At 59.0% G+C, this 16,773-nt stretch carries 17 protein-coding genes; 15 read left to right on the top strand and 2 right to left on the bottom strand.

The features are described 5' to 3' along the window. The first annotated feature begins 256 nt into the window (after positions 1 to 256). Genes R2940_07870 through R2940_07820 form a run of 11 tightly spaced genes read left to right on the top strand, consistent with a single transcriptional unit; the run spans position 257 to position 12,701 of the window. Positions 257 to 1,276, top strand: a complete 1,020-nt coding sequence (locus R2940_07870) for a glycosyltransferase family 9 protein (GenBank protein ID MEZ4599692.1) — start codon at positions 257 to 259, stop codon at positions 1,274 to 1,276. Then, positions 1,254 to 2,420 (top strand): glycosyltransferase family 9 protein, encoded by a 1,167-nt coding sequence (locus R2940_07865; protein ID MEZ4599691.1) that lies wholly within the window; start codon positions 1,254 to 1,256, stop codon positions 2,418 to 2,420. The genes R2940_07870 and R2940_07865 overlap by 23 nt, the downstream gene beginning before the upstream one ends. Then, complete coding sequence (locus R2940_07860; protein MEZ4599690.1) at positions 2,417 to 3,400, top strand: glycosyltransferase family 4 protein; 984 nt, start codon at positions 2,417 to 2,419, stop codon at positions 3,398 to 3,400. The genes R2940_07865 and R2940_07860 overlap by 4 nt, the downstream gene beginning before the upstream one ends. A 41-nt stretch (positions 3,401 to 3,441) precedes the next feature. Further along, positions 3,442 to 4,818, top strand: coding sequence for a glycosyltransferase family 1 protein (locus R2940_07855; protein MEZ4599689.1), 1,377 nt, complete (start codon positions 3,442 to 3,444; stop codon positions 4,816 to 4,818). Between the two features lie 21 nt (positions 4,819 to 4,839). Continuing rightward, on the top strand, positions 4,840 to 5,565 hold the full coding sequence (locus R2940_07850) for an SDR family oxidoreductase (protein MEZ4599688.1): 726 nt from the start codon (positions 4,840 to 4,842) through the stop codon (positions 5,563 to 5,565). Continuing rightward, positions 5,565 to 6,194 (top strand): HAD family hydrolase, encoded by a 630-nt coding sequence (locus R2940_07845; protein MEZ4599687.1) that lies wholly within the window; start codon positions 5,565 to 5,567, stop codon positions 6,192 to 6,194. The genes R2940_07850 and R2940_07845 overlap by 1 nt, the downstream gene beginning before the upstream one ends. Then, the gene (rfaE2, locus tag R2940_07840; GenBank protein ID MEZ4599686.1) at positions 6,191 to 7,693 is read left to right on the top strand and encodes a D-glycero-beta-D-manno-heptose 1-phosphate adenylyltransferase; all 1,503 of its coding nucleotides are present in this window, start codon (positions 6,191 to 6,193) and stop codon (positions 7,691 to 7,693) included. The genes R2940_07845 and rfaE2 overlap by 4 nt, the downstream gene beginning before the upstream one ends. A gap of 17 nt (positions 7,694 to 7,710) precedes the next feature. Continuing rightward, positions 7,711 to 8,841 (top strand): lipopolysaccharide heptosyltransferase II, encoded by a 1,131-nt coding sequence (gene waaF, locus R2940_07835; GenBank protein ID MEZ4599685.1) that lies wholly within the window; start codon positions 7,711 to 7,713, stop codon positions 8,839 to 8,841. After that, the gene (locus tag R2940_07830; GenBank protein MEZ4599684.1) at positions 8,838 to 10,748 is read left to right on the top strand and encodes a glycosyltransferase family 9 protein; all 1,911 of its coding nucleotides are present in this window, start codon (positions 8,838 to 8,840) and stop codon (positions 10,746 to 10,748) included. Before waaF ends, R2940_07830 begins: the two co-directional genes overlap by 4 nt. 53 nt (positions 10,749 to 10,801) lie before the next feature. Continuing rightward, on the top strand, positions 10,802 to 11,506 hold the full coding sequence (locus R2940_07825) for an SRPBCC family protein (protein MEZ4599683.1): 705 nt from the start codon (positions 10,802 to 10,804) through the stop codon (positions 11,504 to 11,506). 13 nt (positions 11,507 to 11,519) lie between these two features. After that, on the top strand, positions 11,520 to 12,701 hold the full coding sequence (locus R2940_07820; protein MEZ4599682.1) for a zinc-dependent alcohol dehydrogenase: 1,182 nt from the start codon (positions 11,520 to 11,522) through the stop codon (positions 12,699 to 12,701). Between the two features lie 95 nt (positions 12,702 to 12,796). Here the strand turns inward: R2940_07820 and R2940_07815 are convergent, their stop codons facing one another. Beyond that, positions 12,797 to 13,087: a hypothetical protein gene (locus tag R2940_07815; GenBank protein ID MEZ4599681.1), complete on the bottom strand. Its 291-nt coding sequence runs from the start codon at positions 13,085 to 13,087 to the stop codon at positions 12,797 to 12,799. A 42-nt stretch (positions 13,088 to 13,129) separates the two neighbouring features. Further along, on the bottom strand, positions 13,130 to 13,684 hold the full coding sequence (locus R2940_07810) for a superoxide dismutase family protein (GenBank protein MEZ4599680.1): 555 nt from the start codon (positions 13,682 to 13,684) through the stop codon (positions 13,130 to 13,132). A 295-nt stretch (positions 13,685 to 13,979) separates the two neighbouring features. On the opposite strand from R2940_07810, the gene R2940_07805 reads away from it, so the two are divergent. The 4 genes from R2940_07805 to R2940_07790 all read left to right on the top strand — a co-directional run bounded on the left by R2940_07805 (position 13,980) and on the right by R2940_07790 (position 16,542). Further along, positions 13,980 to 14,429, top strand: a complete 450-nt coding sequence (locus R2940_07805) for a ferritin family protein (GenBank protein ID MEZ4599679.1) — start codon at positions 13,980 to 13,982, stop codon at positions 14,427 to 14,429. Between the two features lie 39 nt (positions 14,430 to 14,468). Continuing rightward, positions 14,469 to 15,305: a family 1 encapsulin nanocompartment shell protein gene (locus R2940_07800; protein MEZ4599678.1), complete on the top strand. Its 837-nt coding sequence runs from the start codon at positions 14,469 to 14,471 to the stop codon at positions 15,303 to 15,305. A gap of 363 nt (positions 15,306 to 15,668) precedes the next feature. Beyond that, entirely contained in the window at positions 15,669 to 16,286 is a 618-nt protein-coding gene (locus R2940_07795) for a lasso peptide biosynthesis protein (GenBank protein ID MEZ4599677.1), read from the top strand. Positions 16,287 to 16,302: 16 nt separating this feature from the next. Next, positions 16,303 to 16,542: a PqqD family protein gene (locus R2940_07790; protein MEZ4599676.1), complete on the top strand. Its 240-nt coding sequence runs from the start codon at positions 16,303 to 16,305 to the stop codon at positions 16,540 to 16,542. The last annotated feature ends 231 nt before the right edge of the window (positions 16,543 to 16,773 follow it).

Genomic DNA, 16,773 nt, shown 5'->3' with positions numbered 1-16,773 from the left:
CGCCCTCCGCCCTCCGCCCTCCGCCTTACTCCTCACTCCTCACTCCTCACTCCTCACCCCTCACCCCTCACCCCTCACGCAGTTGCCTACCCAAACGCACTAAATTAAAACCGTCATACCAACCTTGCAAGTCCGAAGGACAAGGTTATAGTGGTTCCACTGTTCGCACCATTAAAGCATTTTTATTTTAATTATAACTGCTCGAACTATAAGGTTAAAATTTAATTCTAATCCTGTATGAAAGGAGCACAAGAGATTGAAAGGACAGCCGAAATTCAATTTTGAGGGGATCAGGGAAATAGTGGTTCTGCGGGCCCTGCAGCTGGGGGATCTGCTCTGCGCCGTGCCGGCCTTCCGTTCACTGAGAAGTGCCTTTCCCGAAGCGAAAATCACTCTTGTCGGTCTCCCCTGGGCACTCGGTTTCGTGAAACGATTCCACCGCTACCTGGACGATTTCATCGAGTTTCCCGGCTTCCCGGGGTTGCCCGAGCGCACTCCGGACATCGCTCGCCTGCCAGGCTTCCTGCACCAGATACAATCCCGCCAGTTCGACCTGGCTCTGCAGATGCAGGGCTCGGGGGCTATAACCAATCCCCTGCTGGCCCTTTTTGGAGCATGGAGGAACGCCGGATTTTTTCTGCCTGGGGAGTTTTGTCCGGACGAAAATCTCTTTCTCCCCTATCCGGCCGATGAACCCGAAGTGCGCCGGCATCTGAAGCTGATGGCCCATCTGGGCGTTCCGAAGCTGGGCGAACACCTGGAATTTCCCCTGTACGAACAGGATCTGTCCGAAATAGTCGGCCTGGAATCCATGCACGGACCTCTCAAAACACCTTACGCCTGTGTTCATCCAGGGTCTCGGGCTCAGGCCCGTCGCTGGCCGGCTGAATATTTTGCCCGGGTCGCCGATGGCCTGGCAGAGCGGGGCCTGGGTGTATTCCTGACCGGTTCCGCCGAAGAGGCTCCTCTGACCAGGGCCGTTCAGTCCTTGATGCGGTGCCCGGCCGTGGACCTGGCCGGAAAGACGAGCCTGGGCGGCATTGGAGCTTTCCTGTCGGGCGCCCGCCTGCTGGTGAGCAATGATACGGGCCTGTCTCACCTGGCGGCCGCCCTGCGCATACCCAGCATTGTCCTGTTTTCCGCCTCCGATCCCAGGCGCTGGGCGCCGCTCGATGCCAAACTGCACCGGGCTGTTCCTTTTGCGTCAAAGGTCGGCCCCGACCAGATCCTGAACGAAGTGGAGTCGATACTGAATGAAGAACCGGTCCTTTTCTGACAAATGGAACAAAGTCCGACGCCTGCTGGTCATCCGCATGGACAACATCGGGGATATGGTCATGCTGGGCCCGGCCCTGCAAGCCATCCGCGAAAACCTGCCCGGCGCTGAAATCAGCATGCTGGCATCACCCTCCGGCAGCCAGGTCATGCCTCTGCTTCCATCGGTGGCGGAGACCATTGAGTGGAGGGCCTCCTGGCAGGATATTTCCAAGGATCCCACCGTCGATCCCGGGCGTGAGTGGTCGCTGGTCGAGAAACTGCGGGGCCGGCGCTTTGATGCGGCCATAATTTTTACCAGTTTTACCCAGTCACCCTATCCGCCCGCCTACGTCACCTATCTGGCCGGGATTCCGATCCGGCTGGGCCATTCCCGGGAATTCGGCGGCAGTCTCCTCAGCGACTGGTTCAAGCCGCCGGCCGACACCTGCCATCAGGTGGAACGCAATCTGTTTCTGCTCGAGCAGGCGGGATTCCGCGTTTCCTCCCGGGAAATGAAACTTAAGGTTTCTGCGGCCGACCAGGCCGTCGTCGACGCGCTGTTGTCCCGCTCCGGAGTGCCTTTCGACGAACCGTACATCCTGCTCGTACCGGGGGCCAGCTGCGCCTCACGCCGATACGATCCGCACCGTTTCGTCTCCGTGATTCGCAGTCTTTCGAAAAAGACCCGTCTGCCGATTGTCATCGCAGGCAGCAGCAAGGAATCTTCTCTCTTGATTCCGATCCTGCAGACTCCCGCCAAGCGGCATCCCGGCCGGGTGGTCTCCCTGCTCGGTCAGACTTCCGTGCCGCAATTTGCTGCAATGGTGAAACGGGCCGCCCTGGTGGTGGCCAACAATTCCTCGGCCCTGCATATGGCCGACGCACTCCGGCGACCCATGGTGATCCTGTATTCAGGCACCGAATTGATCAGCCAGTGGCGGCCCCGTTTCACTCCGGCTCAACTGCTCCGCAGGGAGACAAACTGCTCCCCCTGCTACAACTTTACCTGTCCTTTCGGCACGGAATGCCTGGATATCCCGGCGTCGGAAGTGGTCGATGCCTGTCTGAACCTGCTTGCAAAAACCGATCTGGACCGGCTGCCGACCGGCCCTACGGAAATCACGCTGCCGCAATCGGCCGGAAAGGGACTCCGGACAAGATGAAGAGCAACGGATTCAGCAAAATACTGACCTGGCATGTCCATGGAAGCTACCTGTTCTACCTGGCACAGGCCCCTCATCATTTCTACCTTCCGGTCAAGAAGGGGAGACCGGAAGGCTACGGTGGCAGGAGCGGAAGTTTTCCCTGGCCCGAGAACGTGCACGAGGTGCCGGCCGGGGACGTTCCTGATCTCGACCTCGACCTGATCCTTTTCCAATCGCACCGAAATTACCTGGAAGACCAGTATGAAATCCTCTCGCCGGCGCAACGGAAGCTGCCCAGGATCTACCTGGAGCACGACCCGCCCCGTCAGCATCCCACCGACACCCGCCATCCGGTGGACGATCCGGAGGTTCTGGTCGTCCATGTGACCCCCTTCAACGACCTGATGTGGGACAACGGTCTCTCGCCCACCCGGGTCATAGAACACGGGGTAATGGTTCCACCGGGGGTTTTCCATACAGGTGAGTTGGAGCGGGGCATCGTCGTGGTCAACAACCTGTCTGTCCGGGGACGTCGTTTGGGGCTGGATCTGTTTGAACGGGTACGCCAGTACATCCCCCTCGACCTGGTGGGGATGCAGTCCGGGCAACTTGGCGGACTGGGAAACCTGGATCACCATCAGTTACCGGCCCTGATGGCCCGGTACCGGTTCTTTTTCAATCCGATCAGGTACACGAGCATGGGTCTGGCGGTGTGTGAAGCGATGATGATCGGGCTGCCGATCATCGGTCTGGCCACCACGGAGATGGCCACCGCCATCGAAAATGGCACATCAGGATATGTGGATACCCGGCTGGACCGGTTGGTGGACGCCATGCGCGAACTGCTGCGCAATCCGGAGAAAGCCCTTCGGCTTGGAGAAGGGGCCCGTCGCCGGGCCCGGGACAGGTTCGGCATCCAGCGATTCATTTCCGATTGGGATGATACTTTCGCCTGTGTTACCGGAGCCAGGCCCAGAGACCTCATCGCGCACAAGTGACGCGCCTTTGCGTCTGACAACCATACAGGAGGTGGACCCCTATGCCCGCAAGCAGAAACACCCGTCGGCGGATTGCCATGATCAGTGATCACGCCTCCCCACTGGCCCCTGTGGGCAGTGTCGACAGCGGAGGGCAGAACATCTATGTCGCTCAGGTTGCCCGCCATCTGGTTCGTATGGGCTACGGGGTGGACGTTTTTACCCGCAGGGACGACAGCAACCTGCCCGATATTCTGCCCTGGGAAGACGGTGTGCGCATCATTCATGTACCAGCCGGTCCCGCCAGTTTCATCCCCAAGGAGCAGTTGCTGCCACACATGGAGGAGTTCACCCGCTACCTGCGAAAGTTCATGAAGCGCCAGGACAATCGGTACGATTTCATCCATGCCCATTTCTGGATGTCCGCCCTCGTCGCCGCCGATCTTAAAAAAGATCTCGGCATCCCCTATACCATCACCTTTCACGCCCTCGGCCGGGTCAGGCGACAGCATCAGGGGGAGGCGGACGGTTTTCCCGACGTGCGTTTCGAAATCGAGGAGCGCACCATTGCCGAAGCCGATGCCGTCATCGCCGAGTGCCCGCAGGACGCCCTCGACCTGCAGCTTCTATATGGAGCGGATGCCGCCAAACTGGCCATCATCCCCTGCGGTTTCGATCCGTCGGAACTCTGGCCCCTGAAACAGGCCTTCGCCAGAGAGTCCCTCGGCCTGCCGCACGATGAAAGGATCATCCTGCAACTGGGGCGGATGGTTCCGCGCAAGGGGGTTGACAATGCCGTGCAGGCCTTCGCCCGCCTGGTGCAGATGCATGGAGTCAAGGCCCGCATGGTGATCGTGGGCGGCGGCTCCGAAACACCCGATCCGAAAGTGACCCCGGAGATCGGCCGCCTCCAGGAGTTGGCCCGGGAGCTGGGGGTGCAGGAGCTGGTGACCTTCGCCGGCCGGCAGGGACGAAAAGCACTCAAATACTACTACAGCGCAGCGGATGTATTCGTCTCCACCCCGTGGTACGAGCCCTTCGGCATCACCCCCGTGGAATCCATGGCTTGCGGAACACCGGTGATCGGCTCCAATGTCGGCGGCATCAAATACACCATTCAGGACGGAAAAACCGGCTACCTGGTTCCTCCGCAGGAACCGGACATACTGGCCGTCCGTCTCGAGGAACTGTGCCGCTCTCCCTCCCTGCTGCGTCGCTTCGGCCGCCAGTCCATAAGGAGAGTCAACGAGTTTTTCACCTGGAAAAGCGTCGCCGAGTCCATCGCCAGTCTCTATGAAAAGGTTTTGACCAATACGGAAGAAGCTGGTTACACCAGGATTTCCCATGCTCTCAATACGTCACAGCGACTTCCCGCTCAATCCCTGTGGCGATCGCCCATATCGGCCCGGGAACTGGAAAACCGACCGCTGAAAGGATGATTTCTGACAAGGAGGAAGACCATGGAGTCGTTCAAAGGGAAGGTCATGCTGGTCACCGGCGGAGCACGCGGCCTGGGAGAAGCCATCTGCGCCAATCTTGCTGAAACCGGAGCGACAGTGATCGCGGCGGATATCCGTGCCGATCTGCTGCAGACGCTGGAAGCCGGGCAGCGCTCCCTGGGGAGGGACCTTTCCAGCCTGACTCTGGACATCTGCGACGAAAAGCAGGTTGAAAAAGCCCTCCGCGATCTGGTCGCCCGGCACGGCCGGCTCGACGTTCTCGTCAACAATGCCGGCACGGACAGAACTGCTTCGGTAGAGGAACTGGAAGTGGCGGACTGGGACAAGGTGATCGCCACCAATCTGCGCGCCCCGTTCCTGTTCTCCAAGTTCGCCTTTCCCATCATGCGGGAACAGGGGGGCGGCACCATCATCAACATTGCCTCCACGGCCGCCAAACGGGCATGGGCCAACGCGGCCGCTTATCACGCCAGCAAATGGGGGCTGCTGGGCTTCAGTCATTCCCTGCAGGTGGAGGGCAGGAAAAGCGGGATCAAGGTGACGGCGGTGGTCGCCGGAGGGATGCGAACCCCCTTTCTGCTCGATCGTTTTCCGGAAATAGACCTTAACAACCTTCAGGACCCCAAAAACGTGGCCGCAACAGTCCGTTTCGTCCTGACCCAACCAGCCGAGACGGTGGTACCCGAGATCATGGTGCTGCCGATGCTCGAGACGTCGTGGCCCTGATGAGCAGAAAAGCGATATTTCTCGACAAGGACGGCACACTGATCGAAAACGTGCCCTTCAACGTGGACGTAACCAAAGTTCGCCTGCTGGATGGTGTACCGCTGGGGCTGCAAGCCCTCCAGGAAGCCGGCTTCCAGTTGATCATCGTTACCAATCAGCCGGGAGTGGCCCTCGGCCATTTCCAGAAAAAGGACCTCTTCAGGATTCGGCACCACATGGCTTTTCTTTTCGAGCAGGCCGGTGTGACCCTGTCCGGCTTCTACTATTGCCCGCATCATCCGGACGCCAGGCTGCCGCAGTTTCGCATGGAATGTTCCTGCCGAAAACCGGGCCCGGGCCTGCTCTATATGGCCTCCATCGACAACCAGATCGAATTGGAGGAATCCTGGATGGTGGGGGACATACTGGACGACGTGGAGGCCGGCCGCCGGGCCGATTGCCTGACCGCCCTGATCGACAACGGCAACGAGACCGAATGGCAGGTCACCCCGCTGCGCAAGCCGCACGTTACCGCCCCGAATTTTTTGTCCGCCGTGGAAAAGATCCTGTCCTGGGGACCAGGCTGCCACGGTTTGCCGGGCGGGGAGGTCCGCGAGCGAATGTCTTCCATTGGAGAGCGACCTTCATGAACGGCAGCCTGCTGAATCTGATTGATGCCTTTCCCGGCATCCGGGTGCTGGTGGTGGGTGAAGCCCTGCTGGACAGTTATCTGTCCGGTCCCACCGAGCGCCTCTGCCGCGAGGCCCCCGTACCGGTCGTGACGGTGACCGGACGCCGGCATCAGCCGGGAGGCGCCGCCAATACGGCGGTCAATCTGCGTGCCCTCGGATCACGGGTCGATTTCCTGTCGGTCACCGGCGATGATGCCGAAGGCCGCCTGCTGCGCCGCGCTCTCGAGGACCAGGGCGTCTCCACCAAAATACTGCTGGCTGACGCAGAGCGAAGCACCTTGGCCAAGCAGAGAGTGCTGGCCGATGACCAGATGGTGGTCCGCTTCGACCAGGGCAGTATCCATCCCCTGTCGGCTCGAACGGAGGGTGAAATGATCCGCCGGCTGGAGGAAGTTTTTCTCGAGGTCGATGCCGTCCTGGTCTCCGATTACAATTACGGCCTGGTGACCCAGGGCATCATCCAGTCCCTGACCATGCTGCAGAAGCGCCAGCCCCGTATCATGGTCATTGACTCGAAACGGCTGGAGGCCTTCGCGGGACTGAATATGACGGCCGCCAAACCGAACTATTCGGAAGCCCTGAGGTTGCTCGGCCTGGACCGTGCGGCCCGGCAGAAAATCGGTGGTGAAGAGCGGGTCGCCCTGATCAGTCAGTGGGGGGGCCGACTGCTGAAACTGATCGGCGCCAGGATCGTCGCGGTCACCCTGGACCATGACGGAGCCCTGATTTTCGAAGGGGACGAGGTGCCCTACCGGACCTATGCCCGGCGAACCAGAAACTCCCGGGCAGCCGGAGCCGGTGATACCTTCGCCGCCGCACTGACCCTGAGTCTTGCCTCCGGAGCCCATACCGAAAACGCCGCCGAAATCGCCTCGGCTGCAGCCTCGGTGGTCGTCAGCAGGGAGGGTACCTCGATCTGCCACGCGGCCGAACTGCGCAATCATTTTACCGCCGGGGAAAAATTTTTTACCACCGTGTCCCAACTGGACCCCCAGCTGGCCGCCTACCGGCGCCAGAACCGCCGGATAGTTTTCACCAACGGCTGCTTTGACATTCTGCATCGCGGCCATATCGCCTATCTCAACCGGGCCAAGGCGAATGGAGACCTGCTGATCATCGGCTTGAATTCAGACGACAGCGTCAGCCGCCTCAAAGGCCCCAGCCGGCCGATCAATTCCCTTGAGGATCGGGCTCAGGTGCTGGCCGCTCTGAGCTGTATCGACCATATCGTCGCCTTTGACGAGGATACGGCCCATGACCTCATTCGGCACATCAGGCCCGACGTCTTTGTCAAGGGAGGGGATTACAGCCTGGAAACGCTCCCTGAGGCGCCTCTGGTTCAGGAACTGGGAGGCAAGGTCCTGATACTGCCTTACATGTTCGATCATTCCACCACCAATCTCATCGAGCGGATTCGCTGCCTCGACTCGCCGACGGCCAAGCAGACCATCAATTAGACAGGGAAGGAGCCCCCATGCCTCCGGCAAAGACATTAACGGCCCCCTCCTGGGCCACTGCCCGCAACATTCTCTGCATTCGGCTCGATTCTCTCGGAGACGTCCTGATGACGACCCCGGCTCTCAAGGCCCTCAAAGCCGGACGGCCCGAGCGCCGGATCACCCTGTTGACCTCCCCGGCCGGCGCCCGGGTTGCGACACTGATTCCGGAGATCCAGGACGTCATCATCTATTCCTCCCCCTGGATGAAAGCGACCGCGCCGAGAGCCGACAGCCGTTACGAGTTCGAGATGGTCGAGGTCCTGCGGGATCGTTTCGACGCCGTCGTAATCTTCACTGTTTTCAGTCAGAATCCCCTCCCGGCGGCCATGCTGGCCTACCTGGCCAACATTCCCCTGCGTTTGGCTCATTGCCGGGAAAACCCCTATCAGCTGCTGACCGACTGGGTGCGCGAAACCGATCTGGATGTGAACCGGGGTGTGCGTCATGAAGTGCGGCGTCAGCTCGATCTGGTTTCGGCCGTGAACTGCAGAACCGAGGACGAAACCCTGTCCCTGTCGGTTTCCTCCGGTGATCGGGAAAATTTGAGAGAAAAACTGGCGGACCGTCGACTCGACACAACCCTGCCTTGGCTGGTCATCCATCCGGGGGCCAGTGCCCCTTCAAGGCGTTACCGGCCGGAAGGGTTCGCCTCCGTGGTAAGCACCCTGCAATCCGTACACGGATTTCAAATCGTCCTGACCGGCAGCCGCGATGAAATTGAACTGGTGGAGTCGATCCGCAGGCAGGCCGGTGTTCCGGCCCTCTCCCTGGCCGGCTGCCTGTCCCTGCGGGAGCTGGCCGCCCTGATCGCCGAAAGCCCTCTGCTCATCTCGAACAACACCGGTCCGGCTCACATGGCGGCGGCCCTCGGCACCCCCGTGGTCGACCTGTATGCCCTGACCAATCCTCAGCATACCCCCTGGCAGGTTCCCCACCGGATTCTGAATGTCGACGTGCCTTGCCGCAACTGTTTCAAAAGCATCTGCCCTCACGGACATCAGGACTGCCTGAAAAAGGTCAGCCCGGAGGCGATCGTCACAGCCGCCCTGCAGCTGCTCGCAGACACCCCGCTCGAACTGCAATGTCAGGAGATCGGCAACCGATGACATCGCTGGATGTACTGATCCCCACTTACAACCGCCCGGAGGCGCTTGCCGTGACCCTCTCCGGCCTGGCTGGCCAGAGCTGGAAGGATTTTCGGATCGTGATCTCCGATCAGAGCCCGGATCTGGAGCTGGAACAGATCCGGATAACGGCCTCCATCATCCGGCTCCTGCGGGCTCAGGGACACACGGTAGACGTCCACAAGCATCTGCCGCGACGGGGCATGGCGGAACAGCGCCAGTTTCTGCTCGACCTGACGCACGCCCCCTATGCCCTGTTCCTCGACGATGACCTGATGCTGGAATCCTGGCAGATTGCCATGATGATCGATTCCATCCGCTCCTACGGCTGCGGTTTTGTCGGCAGTGCCCCCATCGGACTCAGTTTCCTGAATGATCTGCGCCCCCAGGAGCAGCAGATTGACTTCTGGGATGGGCCGGTCACACCGGAGACCGTTCTCCCCGACACTCCGGACTGGAACCGATACCGACTGCACAACGCCGCCAACCTGTTTCACCTGCAAAAACAGTTGGGAGCCGAGCCCGCCACTCCCCGGGCCTATAAAGTGGCCTGGGTCGGGGGCTGTGTTCTGTATGACACCGCCTGCCTGCAGGCGGTCGGCGGCTTCAACTTCTGGCGCGACATGCCCGAGACCCATTGCGGGGAGGACGTGCTGGCCCAGTTGCGGGTGATGGCCCGTTACGGCGGCTGTGGCCTGATGCCCTCCGGCGTCTATCACCAGGAGCTGCCCACCACCGTACCCGACCGCCAGATCGATGCTCCCCGGTTTCTCGACCCATTCCCTAAACCGCAGGACCCGGCCCCGTTGAGGATTCCGGGAGTGAAGAAAATCGCCGTCCTGAGATGCAATGGACTCGGCGATTTCCTGTTCGCCGTGCCCGCCCTTCATGCTTTGAAACGGGCCTACCCCGGCGCCGAACTGGTCCTGCTGGCCCGCCGCTGGCTGGTGGATTTCCTGCAGAATCGGCCGGGGCCGGTGGACCGGGTCCTGGAGGTGCCTCCCTGCCGGGGAGTCGGGGAAGCCGAAAATTATCAGGAGGATGCCCAGGAACTGGAAGCCTTTTTCCATCGGATGGAAGAGGAGCGGTTCGATCTGGCCCTGCAGATGCATGGAGGAGGTCTTTATTCAAACCCCTTCGTCCGCCGCCTCGGAGCCCGCCTGACCAGCGGCTGCCGCAGCCCGGAGGCCGCGCCCCTCGACCGGTGGGCTCACTACACCCTGTACCAGCCGGAAGTCCTGCGTTATCTGGAGGTGGCTGCCTTGGTCGGCGCCACAGGGACAGCCCTGCAGCCGACGATCTCCGTCACCGAGGCCGATCTGCAAGAGGCCCGGTCGGCACTCCCTGAGACTTCAGAACCGCTGGTGATCTTTCACCCCGGGGCCGGAGACCCCCGCAGGCGTTGGCCTCCCGAAAAATTCATCGTGACCGGCCGCGCCCTGGAGGATTTCGGCGCCCGGGTGGCGGTGGTCGGTATGGGAGCCGAGGAGGAGCGGCTGGCCGATGAAATCGTGAAGGGGCTGGACAAGAGAACCGTCGATCTGAGTGGAAGGCTTTCCCTCGGCGGCCTCGCCGGTCTGCTGTCCCGCGCCGACCTGCTGCTGGCCAACGATTCCGGGCCCCTTCATCTGGCCGCGGCAGTTGGTGCGCCGACCATCGGCATCTTCTGGTGCGGCAACCTGATCACAGCCGGCCCTCCGACCCGAACCTGGCATCGCCCGGTTATTTCCTGGCGGATGCACTGCCCGATCTGCGGTCAAGATTGCAGCAGATACAACTGCGGCCATAAGGCGTCTTTCGTGGCCGACGTAGACGCCCGGGACGTCACCGCCTCCGCGCTGGCGCTGCTCCAACTGCGACTTGACCTGCTGCGCCTTCCGCAGGACTAACCCTCCACGGCAGGTCTCGACTGACAACAACCCCTTTCAAAAAGGAGTGAACGATGAAAATGGATCTTCTTTCGAACATCAAAAAAAAGAATGTCGGTGAAAATGAACGAAAGTTATCGACTCTGGGAGGCGGTGCCATGCTCCTGATGGCTCTGGCCCGCCGTTCGAGCCGGAAACTCCCCATGGCCATCGGCGGAGGGTACCTGCTCTATCGCGGCTTATCCGGGAAATGCCCCCTGTCCCGGATGCTGAGCATGGGTCAGCAGGACCGGGAAACCGAGGGGATCGACGTGGAGCGGTCGGTCACCATTGCCAGGCCGGTGGAGGAGATTTACAGCTTCTGGCGCAATTTCGAAAACCTCCCCCGTTTCATGCAGCATCTGGAGAAGGTTGAGATCCTGAATGAAAAAACCTCCCGCTGGGTGGCCCGGGCCCCCCTCGGACAGCAGGTGGAATGGCGGGCCGAAATCACCGAGGAGCAACCCAATGAAAAGATCTCCTGGCGTTCTTTGCCCGATTCGGAAGTGAAGACCAGCGGTTCGGTCCTCTTCAAAACCGCACCGGCAGGCCGGGGAACGGAAATCCGGGTCTACCTGACCTTTCAGCCGCCCGGGGGCACCCTGGGCGCCGCCATCGCCCGACTGTTCGGGGAGCATCCGGACCGGCAGGTGCGGGAAGACCTGCGCCGCTTGAAGCAGATTCTCGAAACCGGCGAAACCGCCACGGTGACCGGTCAACCCTCAGGGCGTTCCTGGTGAGGAGGATAGGATCATGAAAGCCGTTTGCTGGCATGGTGTTCATGACGTGCGGGTCGAGGACGTCCCCGACCCGAAAATTCTTAATTCCCGTGATGCGATCATCAAGGTATCGTCAACCGCTATCTGCGGTTCCGACCTGCACCTCTACGACGGTTACATCCCCTCGATGATGCCGGGAGACATTCTCGGACACGAATTCATGGGAGAAGTGGTGGACGTGGGAGAGGAAGTGACCAATCTTCAGGTCGGGGACCGGGTTGTGATCCCATTTCCCATCGCCTGCGGGCGATGCTTCTTCTGCAAGAACGAGCTCTGGTCCCTTTGCGACAACTCCAACCCCAAGGCCGAACTGGCCGAGGCCCTCTTCGGCTATTCACCTTCGGGCATTTTCGGCTACTCCCACCTGATGGGCGGTTATGCCGGAGGTCAGGCGGAATACGTGCGGGTCCCCTTCGCGGATGTCGGCCCCTTCAAGGTTCCCCAGGAAATGAGGGACGAACAGGTGCTGTTCCTGACCGATATCCTCCCGACCGGGTACCAGGCGGCCGAGAACGGAAATATCCGGCCGGGCGACATCGTAGCCGTGTGGGGCTGCGGGCCAGTCGGACAGTTTGCGATCCAGAGCGCCCGTCTGTTGGGGGCGGAACGGGTTATCGCCATCGACCGGGTGCCGGAGAGGCTCCACCTGGCCAGGAAACACGGGCAGGCCGAAACCTTGACCGACGGCGAGGATCCGGGCGCCCTGGACATCGTTGAAAAACTGCGCGACATGACCGGAGGCCGCGGTCCGGATGTCTGTATCGATGCCGTCGGCATGGAAGCCTACGGGCATGGCCTTCTCGGCCTGTATGACCGGATCCTGCAGGCCGTGCGTTTGGAGACGGGCAGACCTCATGCCCTGCGCCAGGCGATTCAGGGCTGCCGCAAGGGCGGAACGGTATCGATCGCAGGGGTCTATGGGGGAGTGGTCGACAAAATGAATCTCGGCGCGGCCTTCAACAAAGGGCTGACCATGAAGATGGGCCAGACCCATGTGCATCGGTACATGCGGCCTCTGCTTGAAAAGATTCAGTCGGGGGCGATTGACCCCGCCTGCATCATCACCCATGAATTGAGCCTGGAGCAGGCTCCGCATGGCTACGAAATCTTCAAGACCAAGGCTGACGAGTGCATCAAAATCGTTCTCAAGCCTTGATCGGAGCCTGGCATCGAAATCGAAATCGGGATTCGACCCTGGGATTTATGAGAACCAAAGGGCGCTATCGACCCGATTTCGATTTCGATCGTGGCCTAACCTCCGTCGCCTCGGCGGACAAACTTGAAGAAGCGGCTCTCCTGGCCGCTGTTGAGCTTCTCCTGATAGAGGAACGCGAGCTTTTTCTCTTCGAACTTGTCGAAAAAGTCCTCCCAGGAGATCTGTTCAAGAGAATCCTTGCCGCTGTAACCCGGAAAATCGATTCTCAGCAGGCCCGGATCATCATTGTCCCCAGTCGTCTTCACCGAGGCCGGATGGCCGTCCCGCTGTTCAACCCATTTTCTGATGGTTTCATGATCGGTCGTACGCAGAGTTTCTCCTGCCATAGAGTCCTCCTTTCGTTTTCTTGCAGAGCGGTCACAATGGGCTTATTGGGCTGGCTCGATGACCCCGCAGGCCACTCGCGGCCCGGCGTTGCCTGCCGGCTGGCTGGTCAGATCGTCAGGCTGTGCATGGATGACGACCGCCTTGCCGACAATGGAATTTTCACCGTCCAGGGCGATGACCGGGTCCACCATCTCCAGGTGAGCCTTGCCCTCGGCATCCGCTTCCAGATTCCCCAGATCCCCCACGTGCCGCTTTTCGGGAGGATCGGTCGGCGCTCCATGCGGCGTCCCCGTCGGATTATAGTGATCACCTGCGGAGCTCGCGTCGGGCGCACTGCAATCCCCGAATTCATGGATATGGAAACCGTGCCTGCCCGGTTCCAACCCCGTCAGGTCGGCGGTGACCCGTATGCCCCCATCCCGGGACTCGAAGGTCACGGTCCCCGAAGCCTGGTTGCCCTTTGTCGGTTGCAATTGAGCAACAGCCTTTGTGACCTCCCCTTCTTTCTGCTGTCCCTCGACTTTTCTTTCGCATCCGACGGTAATAAGCAGCAGACAGAAAACAGGCAGGGCTATTCCCTGCAGGTAGCGCTTCATGATGCTTCTCCTTTCGTAAAAAAAATGCAGGCTTCCGGAAAACAAAACGTCCCGGCCCGCCCGCTCGGTGAAAAATATCTCATTTCACCTATATCGCTGATTTGCACCCTGTCAACCATCCTAAAACCTTCGCTCTCTCGATATGTCAGCAAGTCCTGCCGGGAGCCTCCGCCTTGTCGCGGCGCAATTTAAAAATCTTCCATTTGTTGTTTATTTCCGATCAGCTGCTAGCATTAGAAGAACAATATGATCACTCAAGAACCGACACCGCTAAAATTCCCAAGGAGGACCATCGATGCCTGAATTTTCCAATGCGTTTTCAGGACTCGCCGCCGACCGAAAGGTGACCCACCAGGAACTCGTACGCGCCATCCGTTTCATGATCGCCGCCGAATATGAGGCCGTCCAGCTCTACATGCAGTTGGCGGAATCAACCGACAACCGCCTTGCCCAGGAAGTATTGAAAGACATCGCCGAAGAGGAAATCGTCCATGCCGGCGAATTCCTGAGGCTGCTCAAAGAGCTGGCCCCGAGCGAACAGGCCTTCTACGCCGAGGGTGAGGAAGAGGTGGAGGAAATGATGGCCGAGCTTGCCGGGCAGGGGCAGACGACCAGTTTTACAGGAACCCCTGGGGAAGGGACGAAAGAACCCGCCGAAAGGTCGACCGGGGAAATTGCAGAAAAAAAAGGGGATGACCATACCCTGCCACAGGGTGTCGGGACTCTTTATGAACAGGAAGAATAGTTTTTAGGAGAATTTCCAGCTATTTTCGGAGGTCACTGTATGGATATTCTGGACAGAGATGCGTCCCCCCTGACCGGGGACGAATGGAAACGTGTCGATGAAGCGGTCATTGAAACGGCCCGGGCCAAACTGGTGGGACGCAGAATGATCGAGGTGCTCGGCCCCCTCGGGCCCGGTGTCTATTCCATGCCCTATGCAATCTTCAAGGGCCGGGAACCCTCCGGGATCAACATGGTAGGGGACGTGGGAGAACACGTCGTCGAGGCAACTCACCGGGAAACCATCAACATTCCAATTCTCTTCAAGGACTTCAAGATTTTCTGGCGGGATGTGGAAGCCGACCGTCACCTCGGCATCCCCCTCGATGTCAGTACGGCCGCCGTTGCCGCCGCCGATGTGGCCGACCAGGAAGACCGCCTCATCTTCAACGGCAACGACGAGATGCGACACCAGGGTCTGCTCAGCGCCGAAGGGCGCCTGATCGTCAGCATGGGCAATTGGGAGGAGAACGGCATGCCTCTGGCCGACACGGTCAAGGCGGTCAATGCCCTGACCGAAGCCGGTCAGTACGGCCCCTATACCATGGCCGTCAGCCCCTTTCTTTATGGCCAGATGATCCGCGTCTACGGCAATACCGGCATGCTGGAACTCGACCAGATCAAGGCCCTGCTGCGGGGCAAGGTCTATCCCTCCAGTGCCATCGGCGGCAGGAAGGCGGTGGTCCTCGCCACCGGCATGCAGAATCTCAACCTCGCCGTCGGCCAGGACCTGGTAACCGCCTATACGGCGGCGGAAAACATGAACCACACCTTCCGGGTTTTCGAGACCATCGCCCTGCTGATCCGCCGCGCCGAAGCCATCTGTACCATTGAATAAAGGATTAGACAGCCATCCCCCCGGGGGTACTTAGCTTATCCCCGGGGAATTCGCAGTTCATCTACCTCCCACACCCTTGCACCGATGAAGGTCTCCCATCCGGCTCGGCTGCAGCTGACAGCAGATGCTGTCAGTTCCCTTTTTCCACCAGGACCAGAATCAGGTCGGGCTGTTCGCCTGAAATATGAGATAAAAATAATTCTTCAATAGTCGCCTGAACATGGATCAGAAACCGGAAAAAACAGCCACGCTCGATTTAAAATTTTTATACTTATTTGTTTTTCATAAACTTTTTCCGTATTTACTGTAAAACTCTCTTCAAATCACCTGTTTTTAAAAAATCTTGCATCGGCAGGCCCGTTCTTGTATTTTTCCTTATTAGTAATTGATATTGATTCAGGTTTCACATTTAATTTTTTTGATCTTGCCATGTTTATATCTGAATTCCGAATTTTTCTTTGGACCCTTGAAGGACTGATGAAGGCATGGCTGTACCTTCGGCGCGGCATGCCGGCAGGTCTCTCCCTCCCGCAAATCCGCACCGCCTCTCAGCTCTCAGAAAAAGATCTGGATGGCACGGTTCGCGTGATCGATTCGATCGTTCGAATGATGCTTCCCCGGACGCGTCATGGCTGCTTTTATCGAACGCTGAGCCGCACCATCGTGCTCAGGAAACTGGGCGTGCCCGTCGCCGTCAATATCGGGCTGCGCAACCTGGATGGCACCTTGACTGTAAAGGGACACTGTTGGCTGTCACTCAACGGGATGCCTTTTCAGGAGCCGCCGGACACCACGGCGATGTATCCATTTTTTCTGGGCAAACTGGAAAACGGTTTGCTGTGCTGGGTCCAAAAGGGGAATGACAGGTCCAACCGTATTCGCCGCATACCGGCCCAGGATACCGCATCTTTTGTTAGAAGATGGTCTAAGAGGAGGGAGCATGCTGTCTCAAATGGAGACTGTTTTACAGCCGACGGATGATATTACATGGAGAAACGTGGACAAGGAAATCGTTGTCCTTAAACTTGGCACCGGCGAATATTTTACCTTCAATGATTTGGGTCGTGAAATTTGGCTTTATCTCACTGAAGGGTGCAGCATCTACGAAATAATCCAGAAAATTGTCGAGGATTATGAAGTAAATAAAGAGCAAGCCACGACCGATGTGAAAATTTTCACAGAAGGTCTATTACACAATGGTCTATTGACCACACTTAAATCCAAGGAGGATGTATGAAAAAATCTTATGTTGCGCCTGTTTTTTTCCGCCATGAACCATTGGATTCGGTAAGTGCTACTTACTACTATTACTACTATCACTAGTACCATTTTATGCACAGGGCACCGTTATATGTAACGGTGCCCTGTCTTAGTGTAAATATTTGCTCGATGAACACCCCTTCTTCGCTATTCGTCTTTTCTTCATGAAACAATTTCTGTTTATTGATACTCCGTTTGCTCTATCGGG

This window comes from Syntrophotaleaceae bacterium, assembly GCA_041390365.1.
GTDB lineage: Bacteria > Desulfobacterota > Desulfuromonadia > Desulfuromonadales > Syntrophotaleaceae > JAWKQB01.
This window is presented reverse-complemented; position numbering and strand designations above follow the sequence as displayed.

Bases quoted from the DNA above. Each gene is read 5' to 3' on its own strand.
- R2940_07865 (MEZ4599691.1), top strand. From the start codon at position 1,254: ATGAAGAACCGGTCCTTTTCTGACAAATGGAACAAAGTCCGACGCCTG.
- R2940_07860 (MEZ4599690.1), top strand. From the start codon at position 2,417: ATGAAGAGCAACGGATTCAGCAAAATACTGACCTGGCATGTCCATGGA.
- R2940_07855 (MEZ4599689.1), top strand. From the start codon at position 3,442: ATGCCCGCAAGCAGAAACACCCGTCGGCGGATTGCCATGATCAGTGAT.
- R2940_07850 (MEZ4599688.1), top strand. From the start codon at position 4,840: ATGGAGTCGTTCAAAGGGAAGGTCATGCTGGTCACCGGCGGAGCACGC.
- R2940_07845 (MEZ4599687.1), top strand. From the start codon at position 5,565: ATGAGCAGAAAAGCGATATTTCTCGACAAGGACGGCACACTGATCGAA.
- rfaE2 (MEZ4599686.1), top strand. From the start codon at position 6,191: ATGAACGGCAGCCTGCTGAATCTGATTGATGCCTTTCCCGGCATCCGG.
- waaF (MEZ4599685.1), top strand. From the start codon at position 7,711: ATGCCTCCGGCAAAGACATTAACGGCCCCCTCCTGGGCCACTGCCCGC.
- R2940_07830 (MEZ4599684.1), top strand. From the start codon at position 8,838: ATGACATCGCTGGATGTACTGATCCCCACTTACAACCGCCCGGAGGCG.
- R2940_07825 (MEZ4599683.1), top strand. From the start codon at position 10,802: ATGAAAATGGATCTTCTTTCGAACATCAAAAAAAAGAATGTCGGTGAA.
- R2940_07820 (MEZ4599682.1), top strand. From the start codon at position 11,520: ATGAAAGCCGTTTGCTGGCATGGTGTTCATGACGTGCGGGTCGAGGAC.
- R2940_07815 (MEZ4599681.1), bottom strand. From the start codon at position 13,087: ATGGCAGGAGAAACTCTGCGTACGACCGATCATGAAACCATCAGAAAA.
- R2940_07810 (MEZ4599680.1), bottom strand. From the start codon at position 13,684: ATGAAGCGCTACCTGCAGGGAATAGCCCTGCCTGTTTTCTGTCTGCTG.
- R2940_07805 (MEZ4599679.1), top strand. From the start codon at position 13,980: ATGCCTGAATTTTCCAATGCGTTTTCAGGACTCGCCGCCGACCGAAAG.
- R2940_07800 (MEZ4599678.1), top strand. From the start codon at position 14,469: ATGGATATTCTGGACAGAGATGCGTCCCCCCTGACCGGGGACGAATGG.